This window comes from Thermococcus sp. (assembly GCF_027052235.1).
Taxonomy (GTDB): domain Archaea; phylum Methanobacteriota_B; class Thermococci; order Thermococcales; family Thermococcaceae; genus Thermococcus.
In genome coordinates, this window is the sequence record NZ_JALUFF010000047.1 from 1 (window position 1) to 15,482 (window position 15,482).

A 15,482-nucleotide genomic window follows, 5' to 3' on the forward strand; every position below is an offset into this window, starting at 1 on the left:
CATTTGCTTATATAAATTTTTTCTTTTACTAGTTGGATTAGCTAACGTTTTTTTTTTTTTTTTTTTTCAATTTCCAACCGTATCAAAACAACGAGAATTAATCAAAAGAAGCCAGAGTAAAAGAGCGAACAAAAGAACACAAATGTCCATTTTCCAGTTCATTCCCAAGGGACCCTCAACCTCACCCACCCGAGAAACGTTCCGAAGGGAAGGAAAATCGCCGTGAACAGATAAAGTAGCCTAAACATCGTTAGTAGGAATCTCCTGATGAAAGAGACGTTATAATTTCCAGTGACCCCAATCAAAACTACCATCGCTCCAAACAGATAAAAGATTGCATAAAAAGATTGCATAAAACAGACCACCGGCCCCCCTCTCGGCGTATCCCCTATCCAGAAGTCCCGTTTCCACGAGCTTCCTTGTTATCCTGTAGTCTTTCTCCGAGGCAAACGCAAACAGCACTCCCATTAAAACACTTATGAACACGTTTTTGATGACAAAAAGGTAAAGTCCCAAGCTGACGGCCACGAAATTGATAACTGTCCGGATTTTAAGTATCCTCTCGGGTATGATATACCTATGCGCCATCATGGAGTAGTACCAGCCGGCCATAACAAAAACGTAAAACGCCATCGAGATGCTTTTTTCCAGCTCAACACCAGAGAGGTACGCAACTGTAAAGAGGAGGAGAGATGCTGAAAGTTCTCTCAGAAAGTTCTGCCCAGAGTAAGTGATTTTCTCAGACGTCTTATTCTTGCTATAAAACACCGAGGCGAGGAACATCAGGGAGGAGCCTATTGCAAAGAGAGCGCCAAGCACCTTGACGAGGGAAACGAACGAAGTTCCCGGTTTTGCAAAGACCAGATATATAAGCCCGAATAAGAGCACACTGAATCCAAACGAGCCCAGGAAAAAGATGAGATATCTCACACTCTTAGATTTTAAGAACCCAGACTTTCTCCATTTATCCGGTTCCTTCCGAAGCCCACGGGCCAGAGTATAGAGAAGAGTCAGAATAACCGCGAATGAGAAGCTTTCTTCCGGCGAAAGTGAGAGTGCATAGCCAAATAGCATTGCCAGAAAGATTGTCCCGACAAAGAAGCTTGGAAGAAGGAGAGATTTCCCCAATCTCAACCCCCACCACCTTGGAAGGCCAAACTCATCATTATGCAAACGGGAGCAGGGGGATTACTTTTCCAGAATTTTCACCCTGAGCCCGTACTCCTTGAACCTCTCAAAGCCCCTGTCGCAGGTATAAAGGCTCATGTTGTGGGCTATTGCAGTTGCAGCGATGAGTAGATCCTTGAAGGGAGGCCTTTGCCCCTTCTTCATCAAGTCCCTGAAGATTGCCCCCGCTATCTTAGCGGCCTCCTCGTTGAATTCGACTTTTGGCATCATTTCGAGCATGAGCTCTTCCCGCTCCTTCAAATGGCCGCAGTAGAGCTCAAAGACGACTATGGCTGGAAGTGCGTAGGTTTCCCCGGGAGAAAGACCTTCGATAACCTTCCTGTTTCCCCCAAAGAGCTCTATCACCACACTGGTGTCCAGGAGTCCATCCATTCCTCGACCTCCTTGAGCTCTTTCCTAAGTTTCTCGACCTCTTCGGGGGTTCTCGTCCCGAACGCTATCATGAGCACGTCGAGGTTGCCCTTCTTTTTCTTACCTATGAGCTCCCTGAGGAGTTCCGAGAAGCTCTTCTTACCCTTCATCTTGACGAGCTCGTAATAGACGTCATCGGCGATGGTTATCGTCTTGCCCAAGGGCATCACCTATAAGTGCATGCATGCACGAAATAAATAAGCCTTTCGAAACCCCAACCAACATGAAAAGCAAAACTCACGGAAGGGGAATTCTCTCAACCTCAATTCTGTCAAAGGTTGGATACTCCTCTACAATAAAGAACCTAACGTCCCCCTCTATTGCCTCGGCGAGCTCGATTGCAACTTCTTCCGGCATCTCTATCCTGCCCTTCTCACGGTTGATGTAGAGCCACTCCTCTGGCACTTCCGCCTCCTCAATGAGGAAGTGGTAAAGCTCGTCGAGGTCATCGTATTCAGCTATTCCAAAGCGGAGCGTTCCGTCCTCCGTGATTTCCATATAGGGTTTTGCGACCTTCCTCGCGGTTCTCCTCAGCCGGTTTCTCAGCTGGACAGCGTCTTTCAGCTTGGCGGTGCAGAGGTGGTAGCTCAGGGAGGTGTTCTCCTCACCCCATTCGAGTAGCTTAAGGCCCAGCTCAAGGGAGCCCTTTATCGCGGAGCTTTCGTTGCTTATAGGCTTGTAACCCCTGTCGAGGAGATTCCTAAGGTTGGTCTCGCTGAACTCAAGCTCATTGACGTTGAGGAACTTCGCGCCGAGCTTATCGAGAAACTCGGCGTACCACTTCATCCTCTCGAACTGGCCCGGGATTGAGGGTATCTCTCCACCAAAGTCCCAGTCGAAGTCGAAGGCCTTCCTTATGTTCTCTATCTCAACCTTGAAGAGCCTCGAATTTGGATTGAACAGGTCGGGGTGAAAGCGTATCTCGTCCAAGCCGGCATCGTAGAGCTTTTCGAGGTTCTTTTTTGTTGCCAGCGCGCCGGTGGTGTAGAGGTGGATGTGGAAGTCCTCCCCAAAGGCCTCCTTGAGGGTCTTGATGTATTCAACAGTCCTGTCAAGCCTCGCGAGCGGGTCACCGCCGGTGACGCCGGCCCCTTTGGCCTCCTGCAGGAGGGCCTCCTCGATAACGTCTTCGACACTCTTGACAGGTCTCTCGTTGGCGTAAACCACATCCTCCCTGCGCCATGGACTTAGAGGGCAGTAGAAGCAGTCCCTCGGGCATTTCCCGGTGGTGAAGAGGACGAGCTTCTCGCCCCTAACGCAGAGCTGACAGCCCTTCGGCAACTCTCGCACGGCGTATGAGAAGTAAGGCGTCTCCCAGACCAAAGCTCTCACCACCCGAAGGCTCTGGAAAGGGCTTAAAAAGGTTGGCGGACAGAGTTGGGAACATGAGGGAGAAGCCGAAGTACCTGCCACCAACCCTAAGGGACAAGCACCGCTACATAGCATTCCAGCTAATCGGTGAGAGGCCCTTCAAGAAGGAGGAAGTGAAGAGGGCCGTATGGGAGGCTTCGCTTTCAACGCTCGGTGTTCTCGGTTCTGCCAGGGCGAAGCCGTGGTTCATAAAATTCGACGAGAAAACTCAGACAGGTATAGTTAGGGTTGACAGGAAGCACGTTGAGGAGCTCCGCTTTGCTTTGACGCTCATTACTGAGATAAACGGCTCGAAGGCCATCCTTAGAACCCTTGGCGTTTCAGGGACGATAAAAAGGTTGAAGAGGAAGTTTTTAAGCGACTTCGGCTGGCGCTAGCGGAGGAAGGACATGGCCCTGTCAACGCTCCCTGTGTAAACGCTGGTGTACCTCCTACAGGCACTTTCCCATGTGAAGTCCTTTCTTGCCCTCTTCTTCCCGTTCTCCCTGAGCCTCCGGAGGGTTTCCTCCTCAAGGTTTTTGGCACTCACCAGGGTGTTGGCCAGAGCGAAAGCATCTCTCGGCGGGACAAGGAAGCCAGTTCCCCTCTCAGGGTCGGTCCTGAAGTCTATGATGGTGTCCTTTATCCCCCCAACGGCGCTCCCTATTGGGATGGCCCCTAGGCACATAGCCTCCAGCTGAACCAGACCAAAGGGCTCGAAATAGGATGGTATGACGACGAAATCCACGGAACCGTAGAGTTCCCTAACCATCTCCCTCGGGAGGAGCTCAGTGATTACCCTGACGTTCTCTGGGAAGCGCCTCTCAACGTCCTTCGCCCACTTCTCCAGCTCCGGGTCACCCTTGCCTATTATTATGAACCTCATATCCCCGAAGGCCGGGTCCGTTGAGAGTATCTCAATCGCCCTGAGGAGAGTATCAACGCCTTTCTGGGCCCTGTCGAAGCGCCCTATGAACATGAAGGCCTTTCCATCTTTGAGGCCAAAGCGCTCCAGAATGAGCTTCCTGCGCTCTTCCCTCGGCAGGTTTGCCGTTTCCATGAGCTCCTCGTTCCAGAAGGAGCAGTCTATGCCGTTGAAAACGTGCGTAACTTTCCCCTCGAAGATTCCGAAAAAACTCCACTCTTCCAGCATGTAGCTCCTGCTGACTGTGGTTACCATGTCTGCTATATAGGCAGCCGTGTGCTCCGGGTCTATGTCCGGGTAAGGTGCAAGCTCACCGAGGTTCGCCTCGTGGAAGTAGTGACCCGGTATCTTCCCCTTGTTGAGCCTGTGGACTGTGAAGACGCTCCTCACTCCAAAGTACTTCTTCAGGAGACCGAGTGAGAAGACGGTGTGCCAGTCGTGGGCGTGGACGACGTCGGGATTGAACTCCTCAATAAGGCTGTTCATCAGACCGGCGCTGGCCTTTCCAAAGAGAACCGCCTTCTTCAAAAGCCCTTCCCAGCTCGGACCGTAGACGTCGCTCTCGCTCAGCAGTCCTCCAGCTAAGGAGTAGATTGTCACCCCGTTCTCCTCTCGCTTTCGGGCCTTGATTTCAACTTCCTCCCCGAAGGCTATAACCTTGAACCTCTCAACGGCTTCTCCGAGGCCCTTTCCGTGGTCGGGAGTAAAGACGATGACCTCGTGGCCGAGCTCTGCCAGCCCCTCGGCTATGCTAGTTACCGCCTCGGCTAGGCCCCCCACCTTGACGGGAAGGTATTCAAAGGAAAGCAAAAGCACCCTCATGAGAATCACTCCAGGAGTATGAACTTCTCCCCTTCAACGTCCTCGAAGTAGCTGCCTATCCCGCCAACTTTGAGTTCACTGCCGTTGTACCTGAAGGTTATGTTTGCTGTGAGGGGGGTGTATTCGTAGTCAACTATTGTGCCCCTCAGGTTAACAGGCTCCTTAGTGTCCACCATCTTTCCAACGATTTCGGCCTTTCTCGGGAGACCGGCCATCTTGAGAACCGTGATGAGGGTTCTTATGTTAACGAGGGTGAGGGGTTTGGGAAGCTTCTCGTAGTTGAGCGGTTTTATGAGCTCGCTGTTGTCGAAGTATATCGTGTAGAACCAGTGCATGTAGTTCTGGATTATCTTTGGGCTTTTGGCCCAGAATGAGTAGAACTTCTCCCTCCTCCTGTCCTTTGGCAGGGCACCGAAGAACAGGGCGTACTCTATGTCTCCGATTATCCAGCTGGCCATCAGCCATGGTGCCCCACCGCTCTTGGCGAGTATCACGTTGTCCCCCTTCAGCCAGTCCGGGATTTCCTCGAAGTTGCTGACTATGACGAAGATGATGTCCTTTCTGGCCCTTATCTCGCTCTTGAGGAGCTTGAGGAACTCGAAGGGAGTGTTGATGAGAACCTCATGCTTTGCCGTCCTTATCACGTATTCTGCCCTCTCAACGGTGTTGTCGAAGCCCTGTATCGTCCATATCTCGGGCAGTTCCTCACCGTGGACACCGCGGTAGAGGTCCATGAAGGCTTTCTTCAGGTTCTCGATGTCCTCGATGAAGTCCTCCTTTATGCGCTCAAGCACGACCTCGGGGTTCACGGGCTTGTAAAGCCTCGGCGAGCCCTGCATGACGTCAACGAAACCCTTCCTGTGGAGTGAGCTTAGGACATCGTAAACCCTCGTGTGGGGAATCCCGCTCTCCTTTGTTATGTCGGTTGCCTTGCTCGGCCCGAGCTTCAGAAGGGTTATGTAAGCGAGACTCTCGTACTTCGTGAGGCCGAGCCTCTGAAGTTTCTCAACAATCTCTTCCTCCTTCATACCGAGACCTCCAAGTTTTTAAGTTCACTATCCTTAGTTTATTCATCAGTAGTGATACTTGGGTGAGCTAGGTGTATAAAATTTTCGGGTTCGAACCTGACGAACGCTTTGGAAGGGCCGCCATAGTCGAGTTCTCGCTCCCCCGGGAAGGGGAGTCCTACGCTTACCTCCTCGGAAGCTTCAACGCCTTCAACGAGGGCTCCTTCAGGATGACTCCCGACGGTGGGAGGTGGAAGGTTAGGATTGCCCTCCCCGAGGGTCTCTGGCACTACGGCTTTTCGCTGGGAGGGAACTTCACGCCCGATCCGGAGAACCCGAGGGTGGAAACCTACAGGAGGCCCGCTTACAGGTTCGGGAGGAGAGTTAGCGTTGCCGAAGTCGCTGGAGCTGAGGAGCTCTTCCACAGACCATCCCTTACCTATCTTTACTCCTTTGTCGATAGAACGCACGTCCTCCTGAGGGCTAGGAGGGGTTTTCTGAGTTCGGCCTCACTCCACATTGGATATGGGGAAGTCGACATGTCCCTGAAAGCCCGGGATTCGCTCTTCGAATACTGGGAGGCCGTGGTTCCCGGGCGTTCCAATGAGATAGAGTATTCCTTTTCGGTTGAAACTAACTCCGGAGCGAGGGAGACTCTCGGGCCGTTTAAGGCCGTTCCAAGGGAGCTCGAAGCCCCCGACTGGCCGTTGGGGAGCGTCTTCTACCAGATAATGCCCGACAGGTTCGCCGTTGGTATTCGGGAGAAAGAGCTACCCCTTGAGGGCGAGTTCTTTCACGGGGGAGACTTAAAGGGAATCGTGGAGCACATGGACCACCTGGAGAGCTTGGGTGTTAACGCCCTCTACCTGACCCCCATATTTGAGTCCATGACATACCACGGCTACGACATCATCGACTACTACCACGTGGCCGAGAGACTCGGAGGAGACGAGGCTTTTAGGGAGCTCGTAGAAGCTCTGAGGGAAAGGGGCATGAAGCTCGTCCTCGATGGAGTTTTCCACCACACGAGCTTTTTCCACCCCTACTTCCAAGACTTGGTTAAGGAAGGTGAGAAGAGCAGATGGAAGAACTTCTACCGCCCACTGGACTTCCCCGTCGTTGACCCGGAGTTTCTGAAGCTCCTCGGAAAGGATATGCCTTGGAGGGAGAAGTACCGCTCCCTAAAGGAACTCGACTGGAACTACGAGACCTTCTTCTCGGTCTGGTTGATGCCGAGGCTCAACCACGAGAATCCGGAGGTCGTGGATTTCATCGCCGATGTTATGAGGTTCTGGCTTGAGAGAGGTGCCGACGGCTGGCGCCTCGACGTTGCCCACGGCGTTCCCCCGGAAGTCTGGCGCGAGGTGAGGAAGAGGACGAGGGCATACCTCTTCGGGGAGGTCATGGACGACGGAAGGCTGTGGCTCTTCGACGTCTTTCACGGGATCATGAACTACCTCCTCTACGATGCCATTCTGAGGTTCTTCGCCTTTGAGGAGATTGACGCGCGGGAGTTCCTGAACGAGCTGAACCTTTTGAGCGCTTACTATGGCCCGGCCGAGCACTTCACATACAACTTCCTCGACAACCACGACACCGAGCGCTTCTTAGATTTAGTTGGTGGAGACAAAAAAAGATACCTCTGCGCCATGGCTTTCCTGATGACGTATAAAGGAATCCCTTCGATTTTTTACGGGGATGAAGTCGGCCTGAGGGGCTCGGGAGATGGGATGAGCTCCGGAAGAACTCCTATGCCCTGGAAGGAAGAGGCTTGGGATACCGGGTTGCTGGAGGTGACCAAGTCCCTGATAAGGCTCAGGCGGGAGAGTAAGGCACTTCAGGTGGGCCTTTTCCGGCCGGTCTATTTTGAGGGGAACATTGTTGCCTACGAGAGGGTTCTTGAGGGTGAGAGGGTTTTCGTCGCCATAAACCGGGGCTCAAAATCGGTCAAAGTTAATCTTGGGCCAGTAAACGATGGCAATCTTTCCCTTGAAGCTTCATCCTTTGTCATCATCGGGCCCACTAGAAAGCTACGCTACCTTGATTTGAATGATACTCATGAACACTTGTAAGTCCTACCTCAAGGTGTACCCCGGGGTTCGGGGGAGCGCAAGATATATATATCACTAAGGATGATACTAAACCACCCAAGATTAGAGTGGGTGGTTATCATGAAAAAAACGTTGTTTGGCCTGTTGTTGGTGGCCGTTTTGGCCCTTAGTGTGGTGGCCAGCGGCTGTATAAGCGGTGGTGGAACGACTACCTCCACCGCGAGTCCCTCCACAACCCAGAGTTCAGCGACTTCAAGCACTACCTCCTCAACGACTCAGACTACCAGCACTCCTCAGGTCGAATGCGGGAGCGGGAAAGTTGTCATCTGGCATGCAATGCAGCCCAACGAGCTTGAAGTCTTCCAGAGCATAGCCGAGGAGTACATGGCCCTCTGCCCGAACGTTCAGATAGTCTTTGAGCAGAAGTCCGACCTTGAGAGCGCCCTGAAGGCTGCGATTCCAGCAGGAAAGGGCCCAGACCTCTTCATCTGGGCTCACGACTGGATTGGAAAGTTCGCCGAGGCAGGTCTTCTCGAGCCCATCGACGACTCAATAACCCCCGATGTTCTCAACCAGTTCGCTCCAGTTGCCAGGGAGGCAATGGAGTACAAGGGACACTACTATGCGATGCCCTTCGCCGCTGAAACGGTCGCCCTGATATACAACAAGGACATGGTTCCGAACCCGCCGAAGACCTTCGACGAGATGAAGCAGATAATGCAGAAGTATTACGACCCCAACAACGAGAAGTACGGCATCGCTTGGCCCATAAACGCCTACTTCATCTCGGCGATAGCACAGGCCTTTGGAGGCTACTACTTCGACGACAAGACGGAGAAGCCGGGCCTTGACGACCCGAGGACGATAGAGGGCTTCGAGTTCTTCTTCAAGGAGATATGGCCCTACATGGCGCCGACTGCAGACTACAACACCCAGCAGAGCATATTCCTTGAGAAGCGCGCTCCCTTCATGGTCAACGGCCCGTGGAGCATAGCCAGCGTCAAGAAGGCGGGCATAAACTTTGGCGTTGAGCCTCTTCCACCCATCGAGAAGGACGGTAAGGAGTACTGGCCGAGGCCCTACGGTGGTGTGAAGCTCTTCTACTTCGCCAAGGGTGCCCAGAACAAGGACGCAGCCATAAAGTTCGTCAAGTGGTTCACCACAAGTCCGGATGTCATAAAACAGCTCGCCCTTCAGCTCGGCTACATACCCGTTTTGAGCAAGGTTCTCGACGACCCGCAGATTAAGGCCGACCCGGTTCTCTACGGCTTTGCTCAGGCGGTCCAGCACGCCTATCTGATGCCCAAGAGCCCGAAGATGGGCGCCGTCTGGGGCGGTGTTGACAAGGCCATCACCGATATCCTCAAGGACCCTGCCCACGCGGACATACCGGCCATACTCAAGAAGTACCAGCAGGAGATACTCCAGAATATGAACGGATGAAACCTTTTCTCTTTTCTTTTCTCAACTTGGGAGGGAGACAGGATGAAGAAGACGACAATGGTGGCCCTGTTCCTCATAATTCCCGGAATCACCGCGTTCCTGTTTTTCAACCTCTGGCCTATAGTGTACTCCATATACCTGGCATTCACCAACGCCCAGCTCGGCAACTTCCCAATCTACAATCCCAACAGCTCAGTTGAACCACTTCACTTCGTTGGTCTTGAGAACTTCAGGTGGATTCTCAGCGACCCGGGTTTCAGAGATGCCTTCGTCTGGACATGGATATTCGTTATTACGAGCGTTACCCTCAAGGTGACCGTTGGAGTATTGCTCAGTCTGCTCTATACAAACAAGTACGTGAGAGGTAAGGTTATTTATCGCTCGCTACTCATAATACCCTGGGCTCTGCCCCTGCTCTTCTCGGTCACCGTCTGGAAGTTTATGTTCGATCCGGTCTTCGGGCCGATAAACAAGGTGTTAAAATCAATTGGGGTTGCCTCTCCTCCAAACTGGATTAGCGACCCAACCTGGGCCTTTATAGCACTCAACGTAATAGAAGTCTGGCTGGCCTATCCATTCATGATGACGGTCGTCACCGCCGCGCTTCAGTCCGTGCCGGAAACTCTCATCGAAGCAGCAATTCTCGACGGCGCCAACTACTGGCAGAGGTTCAGGAACGTCGTCCTTCCAGCCGTAGGAAAACCGATAGCCTTCGCGACGATACTCACGAGCGCCGCCAGCTTCCAGTACTTCATGGTGCCCTATATCTACAACGCAGGCCTCTTCGAGAACAAGTTCATACTGCTCTATGGCTTCAGAAAGGCCTTTGGTGCGACGCCACACTACGGAAGAGCATCGGCTGTGATGGTAATAGCCACTCTCGTGCTGGCGATATACATGTACGTCAACGTTAGGGTTACAAGACTGCAGGAGGGTGCGAAGGGATGAGGAAAGTAAGCCTTAAGAGCGCCGGGATGACCCTCCTGGCAATCTTCGTAATGTTCATAATCCTCTTCCCCGTCTACTACATCTTCATAGTCTCAATAAGCCCGACGTCAACCCTAGCAACCACCGAACTGCACCTCGTGCCCAGAAAGGTCAGCTTGGATTCCTACCGCGAGGTTCTCTTCGGGCTCTCGGGCAACAGGATAATGACGAACTTCACCGGTACGATAACCGGGGACGCTTACGTCAAAGACGGCAGGCTCTACGTCACCAGCGGGATAATAACTGGCAAGATAAAGTACGGGCCCTTCACCGGTGCCAAAATAACTGTCAACGTCAGCAACGTCGTCTTTTTGGTAAACGCCCCCGATGCGAAGGGCACCCTCAACGCCAAGATACGGGGACTGTTTGTACTGACGAGACTTGAGAACGACGAGAAGATAGGCTTCGGAATAATCAGGGGTGCAACTTTAACGGACGGCAAGGTTGGGAATGTCAAAGTTACGGGCAGGATGGAGGGATACGTTCTCATAAGGGGTAACGGAAAGGCCCACTTTACGCTCCTCGGCAAGTTCGTCAACTCAACCTTCTTCAAGTACCTCAAGAACAGCACTATCCTAGCGGGCCTGACGGTTCTTCTAGCGTTGCTCTTCGTCGTCCCAGCGGCTTACGCCTTCTCGCGCCTGAAGTTCTTCGGAAGGGAGCACGTGCTATACTTCTACCTGATGTTTACACAGGTCGCTGGAGGTCTTGGAATAGCCGGCCTTATAGCGCTCTATGGTATGGTCGTCAAGCTCGGCCTTTACGACAAACTACCAGCGCTCTCGCTAATATACGCCGCGGGAAGCGTTCCCTTCAACACGTGGCTCCTTAAGGGATACATAGACTCCATAAGCCCCGATTTTGATGAAGCGGCCCTCGTTGACGGGGCGAGCTACCTCCAGATAATCAGGTACGTTCTGCTACCAATGGCACTGCCGGGAATAGCGACAGTTGCAATATTCGCCTTCATTGGAGGGTGGACGGAGTTCATTCTGGCAAGCTTGCTGTTGACGCAGGATAATCAGCCGCTCGCGGTATGGATATACACTTTACTGGGAGGCATAGGCAGGGGGATTGACTGGAGCTACTTCGCGGCGGCGGCTCTGCTCTTCGCACTGCCGGTGTTTGTGACTTTCATGCTTGCCCAGAACTACATAAGGAGCGGCCTCACGGTTGGAGGCCTGAAGGAATGAGGTGATAGTATGAGGAGGGTATTTGCCCTTTTCCTTGCAATTTTGATGGTTGGGAGCATCGTGGGAGCGAACCTGAAGACCGTTGGGGCGGTTGAACCAAAGCCCCTCAACGTCATAATAGTGTGGCATCAGCACCAGCCCTACTACTACGACCCGATACAGGACATCTACACAAGGCCATGGGTCAGACTTCATGCATCAAACGACTACTGGAAGATGGCCTACTACCTGAGCCTCTATCCCGATGTCCACGCGACAATAGACCTCTCCGGTTCACTTATAGCCCAGCTGGCGGACTACATGCACGGGAAGAAGGACACCTACCAGATAGTGACCGAGAAGATAGCCAAGGGCGAGCCACTCACAGTCGATGAGAAGTGGTTCATGCTTCAGGCCCCGGGAGGGTTCTTTGACACCACCATACCCTGGAACGGTGAACCCGTCACGGACAAGGACGGCAATCCTATAAGGAAGTTCTGGAAGAGGTACACCCAGCTCAAGGACAAGATGCTCCAGGCTAAGGCCAAGTACGCCAACCTTCCCCTTGAGGAGCAGAAGGTTGCAGTTACGAGCGAGTTCACCGAGCAGGACTACATAGATTTGGCCGTCCTCTTCAACTTAGCGTGGATTGACTACAACTACATAATGACCCACCCCGAACTCAAGGCCCTCTACGACAAGGTTGACGTCGGTGGCTACACCAGGGAGGATGTTAAAACCGTCCTCGACGCCCAGATGTGGCTCCTCAACCACACCTTCGAGGAGCACGAGAAGATAAACTACCTCATCAACCCCGAGAAGGGGAACGTTGAAGTCACGGTCGTCCCCTACGCCCACCCGATAGGGCCGATACTCAACGACTTCGGCTGGGAGAGCGACTTTGATGCCCATGTGAAGAAGGCCCACGAGCTCTACAAGAAGTACCTCGGAAACGGAACCGTAACTCCAGTTGGCGGTTGGGCCGCCGAAAGTGCGCTCAACGACAAGACCCTTGAAATCCTCGCCGAGAATGGCTGGACATGGGTGATGACCGACCAGCTCGTCCTCGACAGGCTCGGGGTTGAGAAGACCGTTGAGAACTACTACAAGCCCTGGGTTGCCGAGTTCAACGGAAGGAAGATATACCTCTTCCCGCGCGATCACGCGCTGAGCGACCGCGTTGGATTCCAGTACGCCGGGATGAACCAGTACCAAGCGGTGGAGGACTTCGTCAACGAGCTCCTTAAGATACAGAAGGAGAACTACGATGGGTCGCTCGTTTACGTCGTCACCCTCGACGGAGAGAACCCGTGGGAGCACTATCCCTACGACGGCAAGCTATTCCTCAACGAACTCTACAAGAAGCTTGAGGAGCTCCAGAAGGCCGGCCTCATAAGGACGGTTACGCCGAGCGAGTACATCAAGCTCTACGGGGACAAGGCCAACAAGCTCACCCCCAAGATGATGGAGAGGCTCGACCTCACCGGGGACAAGGTCAATGCCCTCCTCAAGGCACAGAGCCTCGGGGAGCTCTACGACATGGTCGGCATTAAGGAGGAGATGCAGTGGCCAGAGTCGAGCTGGATAGACGGCACGCTCTCAACTTGGATAGGCGAGCCTCAGGAGAACTACGGCTGGTACTGGCTGTACCTCGCGAGAAAGACCCTCATGGAAAACAAGGCCAAGATGAGCTCAGAGGACTGGGAGAAGGCCCACGAGTACCTTCTCAGGGCTGAAGCGAGCGACTGGTTCTGGTGGTATGGAAGCGACCAGAACAGCGGGCAGGACTACACCTTCGACCGCTACTTCAAGACCTACCTCTACGAGATGTACAGGCTCGCGGGAGTTAAGCCACCGAGCTACCTCTACGGAAACTACTTCCCCGACGGCGAGCCCTACACAACGAGGGCCCTCGATGGTTTGAAGAAGGGCGAAACAAAGAGCTATTCAAGCCTTTCCCCGGTAGCGGAGGGGGTTGACGTTTACTTCGATGACGATGGAATTCACTTCGTCGTGAAAGGCAACCTCACGGAGTTCGAGGTCAGCATCTGGGAGAAGGAGAGAAGGATAGGCAACACCTTCACACTGCTCCAGGAGAGGCCGAGCGAGCTGAGGTACTCGATGTTCCCGTTCTCGGCCGACAGCGTCGGCCTGCTGATAACCAAGCACGTGGTTTACAGGGACGGTAAAGCGGAAATCTACAACGCCACCGACTACGAGAACAGCGAGAAGCTTGGAGACCTCGAAGTCAAGAAGGCTGAGAGTGGCGTTGAGGTCGTCCTGCCGTTCAAGTACCTCGCCAACCCGAGCGACTTCTACTTCGCCGTCTCCACCGTGAAGGACGGAAAGCTTGAGGTCATAAGCACGCCTGTCGAGCTCAAGCTACCGACTCAGGTCAAGGGCGTTGTTCTAGCCGATATAAAGGATCCGGAGGGAGATGACCACGGGCCGGGAACCTACACCTACCCAACCGACAAAGTTTTCAAGCCCGGCGTCTTCGACCTCCTGCGCTTCAGGCTCCTCGAGCAGACGGACAGCTACGTGATGGAGTTCTACTTCAAGAACCTCGGCGACAACCCGTGGAACGGGCCGAACGGCTTCAGCCTGCAGATCATAGAGGTTTATCTCGACTTTAAGAAGGGAGGAAATACCTCAGCAATAAAGATGTTCCCGGACGGACCCGGTGCAAACGTTAACCTCGACCCAGATCACCCATGGGATGTGGCGTTCAGGATTGCCGGCTGGGACTACGGCAACCTGATAGTCCTTGCCAACGGGACCGTTATTCAGGGCGAGCTTCAGATCAGCGCCGACCCGACGAGGAACGCGATAGTCGTCAAGGTTCCCAAGAAGTACATCCAGATAAACGAGGACTACGGCCTCTGGGGAGACGTCCTCACCGGAAGCCAAGACGGTTACGGGCCGGACAAGTGGAGGCCTGTGGCCGTTGAGGCCGAACAGTGGAAGGTCGGCGGGGCTGATCCTGATGCGGTAATCGCTGGAGTTGCCCCAAGGGTTATGGACGAACTCGTTCCGCCCGGCTTTAAGCCGACTCAGGAGGAGCAGCTTAAGAGCTATGACGCCCAGAACGGCAGGCTTGCGACGGTCAAGGCAATACCCCTCCTCAAGCAGGGCATAGTGGTCAAGGATCCGGAGGGAGATGACCACGGGCCGGGAACCTACACCTACCCGACCGACAAGGTCTTCGTTCCGGGCCACCTCGACCTGCTCAAGTTCAAGATGACCGAAGGCGATGACGCTTGGACGCTGGAGTTCTACTTCAAGACCCTTGGAGGGAACCCCTGGAACGCTCCCAACGGCTTCAGTCTTCAGATCATTGAGGTCTACTTCGACTTCAAGGATGGAGGGAACACGAGTGCCATAAAGATGTTCCCGGACGGGCCGGGAAGCAACGTCAACCTCGATCCCAACCATCCGTGGGACATTGCCCTTAGAATAGCGGGATGGGACTACGGTAACCTGATAGTCCTCGCCAACGGAACGGTTATACAGGGGGAGATGCAGATCAGCGCCGACCCAACGAGGAATGCGATAGTGGTCAAGCTCCCGAAGAAGTACCTCCCCGGGATAGGGAAGTACGGGCTCTACGCCTCCGTACTGGTTGGCTCTCAGGATGGCTACGGACCGGACAAGTGGAGGCCCGTGGCCGTTAAGGCAGAGCAGTGGAAGCTCGGTGGCGCTGATCCTGATGCAGTAATAGCCGGTGTCGCGCCGAGGGTAGTGGATGAACTCGTTCCTCCGGGCTTTAAGCCGACTCAGGAGGAGCAGCTTAAGAGCTATGACGCCCAGAACGGCAAGCTCGCGACAGTGCTCATGATACCTCTCGTCAAGGGAACCGGTGGGGAGCAGGGTGGAGGAACCCAGACCTCGACTACATCTAGCACCACCACAACGAGCACAACGACAACATCTACAACCTCAACAACGACCACCACAACTACATCATCAGGAGGGGCAGGCGGTGGAAGCGCTCCAACTACAACCACGACAACAACCAGCAGTTCCACTTCAAGTTCCTCCTCCAAGGCCGGCGGCAAGACCTGCGGTCCGGCTCTGCTCGTTGCCCTCGCGGTGATACCGCTCCTCCTCAGGAGGAGGCGCTGAC

At 53.8% G+C, this 15,482-nt stretch carries 12 protein-coding genes; 6 read left to right on the top strand and 6 right to left on the bottom strand.

Going from position 1 to position 15,482, the window contains the following annotated elements; all coding sequences use genetic code 11:
- Positions 1-279: 279 nt before the first annotated feature.
- The 4 genes from MVC73_RS04785 to MVC73_RS04800 form a co-directional block, all read right to left on the bottom strand.
- Positions 280-1,134, bottom strand: coding sequence for a potassium transporter Kef (locus MVC73_RS04785; protein WP_297507614.1), 855 nt, complete (start codon positions 1,132-1,134; stop codon positions 280-282).
- A 54-nt stretch (positions 1,135-1,188) separates the two neighbouring features.
- Positions 1,189-1,560, bottom strand: a complete 372-nt coding sequence (locus MVC73_RS04790) for a type II toxin-antitoxin system VapC family toxin (RefSeq protein WP_297507617.1) — start codon at positions 1,558-1,560, stop codon at positions 1,189-1,191.
- Positions 1,530-1,760 carry an antitoxin VapB family protein gene (locus MVC73_RS04795; protein WP_297507895.1) on the bottom strand — a complete coding sequence of 77 codons (231 nt, stop codon included), beginning with the start codon at positions 1,758-1,760 and terminating at the stop codon, positions 1,530-1,532. Before MVC73_RS04795 ends, MVC73_RS04790 begins: the two co-directional genes overlap by 31 nt.
- Positions 1,761-1,836: 76 nt before the next feature.
- Positions 1,837-2,922, bottom strand: coding sequence for a radical SAM protein (locus MVC73_RS04800; protein ID WP_297507898.1), 1,086 nt, complete (start codon positions 2,920-2,922; stop codon positions 1,837-1,839).
- Between the two features lie 62 nt (positions 2,923-2,984).
- Between MVC73_RS04800 and MVC73_RS04805 the strand changes: the two genes are divergently transcribed.
- Positions 2,985-3,347: a ribonuclease P protein component 2 gene (locus tag MVC73_RS04805; protein ID WP_297507620.1), complete on the top strand. Its 363-nt coding sequence runs from the start codon at positions 2,985-2,987 to the stop codon at positions 3,345-3,347.
- Here the strand turns inward: MVC73_RS04805 and MVC73_RS04810 are convergent.
- Together MVC73_RS04810 and MVC73_RS04815 are read right to left on the bottom strand one after the other, a co-directional pair.
- Positions 3,344-4,696 carry a glycogen/starch synthase gene (locus MVC73_RS04810; RefSeq protein ID WP_297507623.1) on the bottom strand — a complete coding sequence of 451 codons (1,353 nt, stop codon included), beginning with the start codon at positions 4,694-4,696 and terminating at the stop codon, positions 3,344-3,346. The two genes, MVC73_RS04805 and MVC73_RS04810, sit on opposite strands and share 4 nt — an antisense overlap.
- 5 nt (positions 4,697-4,701) lie before the next feature.
- A complete protein-coding gene (locus MVC73_RS04815; protein ID WP_297507625.1) occupies positions 4,702-5,724 on the bottom strand; it encodes a TrmB family transcriptional regulator in 1,023 nt (340 codons plus the stop codon).
- A gap of 71 nt (positions 5,725-5,795) precedes the next feature.
- Between MVC73_RS04815 and MVC73_RS04820 the strand changes: the two genes are divergently transcribed.
- From MVC73_RS04820 to MVC73_RS04840, 5 genes are all read left to right on the top strand, one after another.
- Positions 5,796-7,775, top strand: a complete 1,980-nt coding sequence (locus tag MVC73_RS04820; protein ID WP_297507628.1) for an alpha amylase N-terminal ig-like domain-containing protein — start codon at positions 5,796-5,798, stop codon at positions 7,773-7,775.
- A gap of 99 nt (positions 7,776-7,874) precedes the next feature.
- A complete protein-coding gene (locus tag MVC73_RS04825) occupies positions 7,875-9,197 on the top strand; it encodes an extracellular solute-binding protein (RefSeq protein ID WP_297507630.1) in 1,323 nt (440 codons plus the stop codon).
- 42 nt (positions 9,198-9,239) lie between these two features.
- A complete protein-coding gene (locus tag MVC73_RS04830; RefSeq protein WP_297507633.1) occupies positions 9,240-10,145 on the top strand; it encodes a carbohydrate ABC transporter permease in 906 nt (301 codons plus the stop codon).
- The gene (locus MVC73_RS04835; RefSeq protein WP_297507636.1) at positions 10,142-11,377 is read left to right on the top strand and encodes an ABC transporter permease subunit; all 1,236 of its coding nucleotides are present in this window, start codon (positions 10,142-10,144) and stop codon (positions 11,375-11,377) included. The genes MVC73_RS04830 and MVC73_RS04835 overlap by 4 nt, the downstream gene beginning before the upstream one ends.
- A gap of 9 nt (positions 11,378-11,386) precedes the next feature.
- Positions 11,387-15,481 carry a glucodextranase DOMON-like domain-containing protein gene (locus MVC73_RS04840; protein ID WP_297507639.1) on the top strand — a complete coding sequence of 1,365 codons (4,095 nt, stop codon included), beginning with the start codon at positions 11,387-11,389 and terminating at the stop codon, positions 15,479-15,481.
- The last annotated feature ends 1 nt before the right edge of the window (position 15,482 follow it).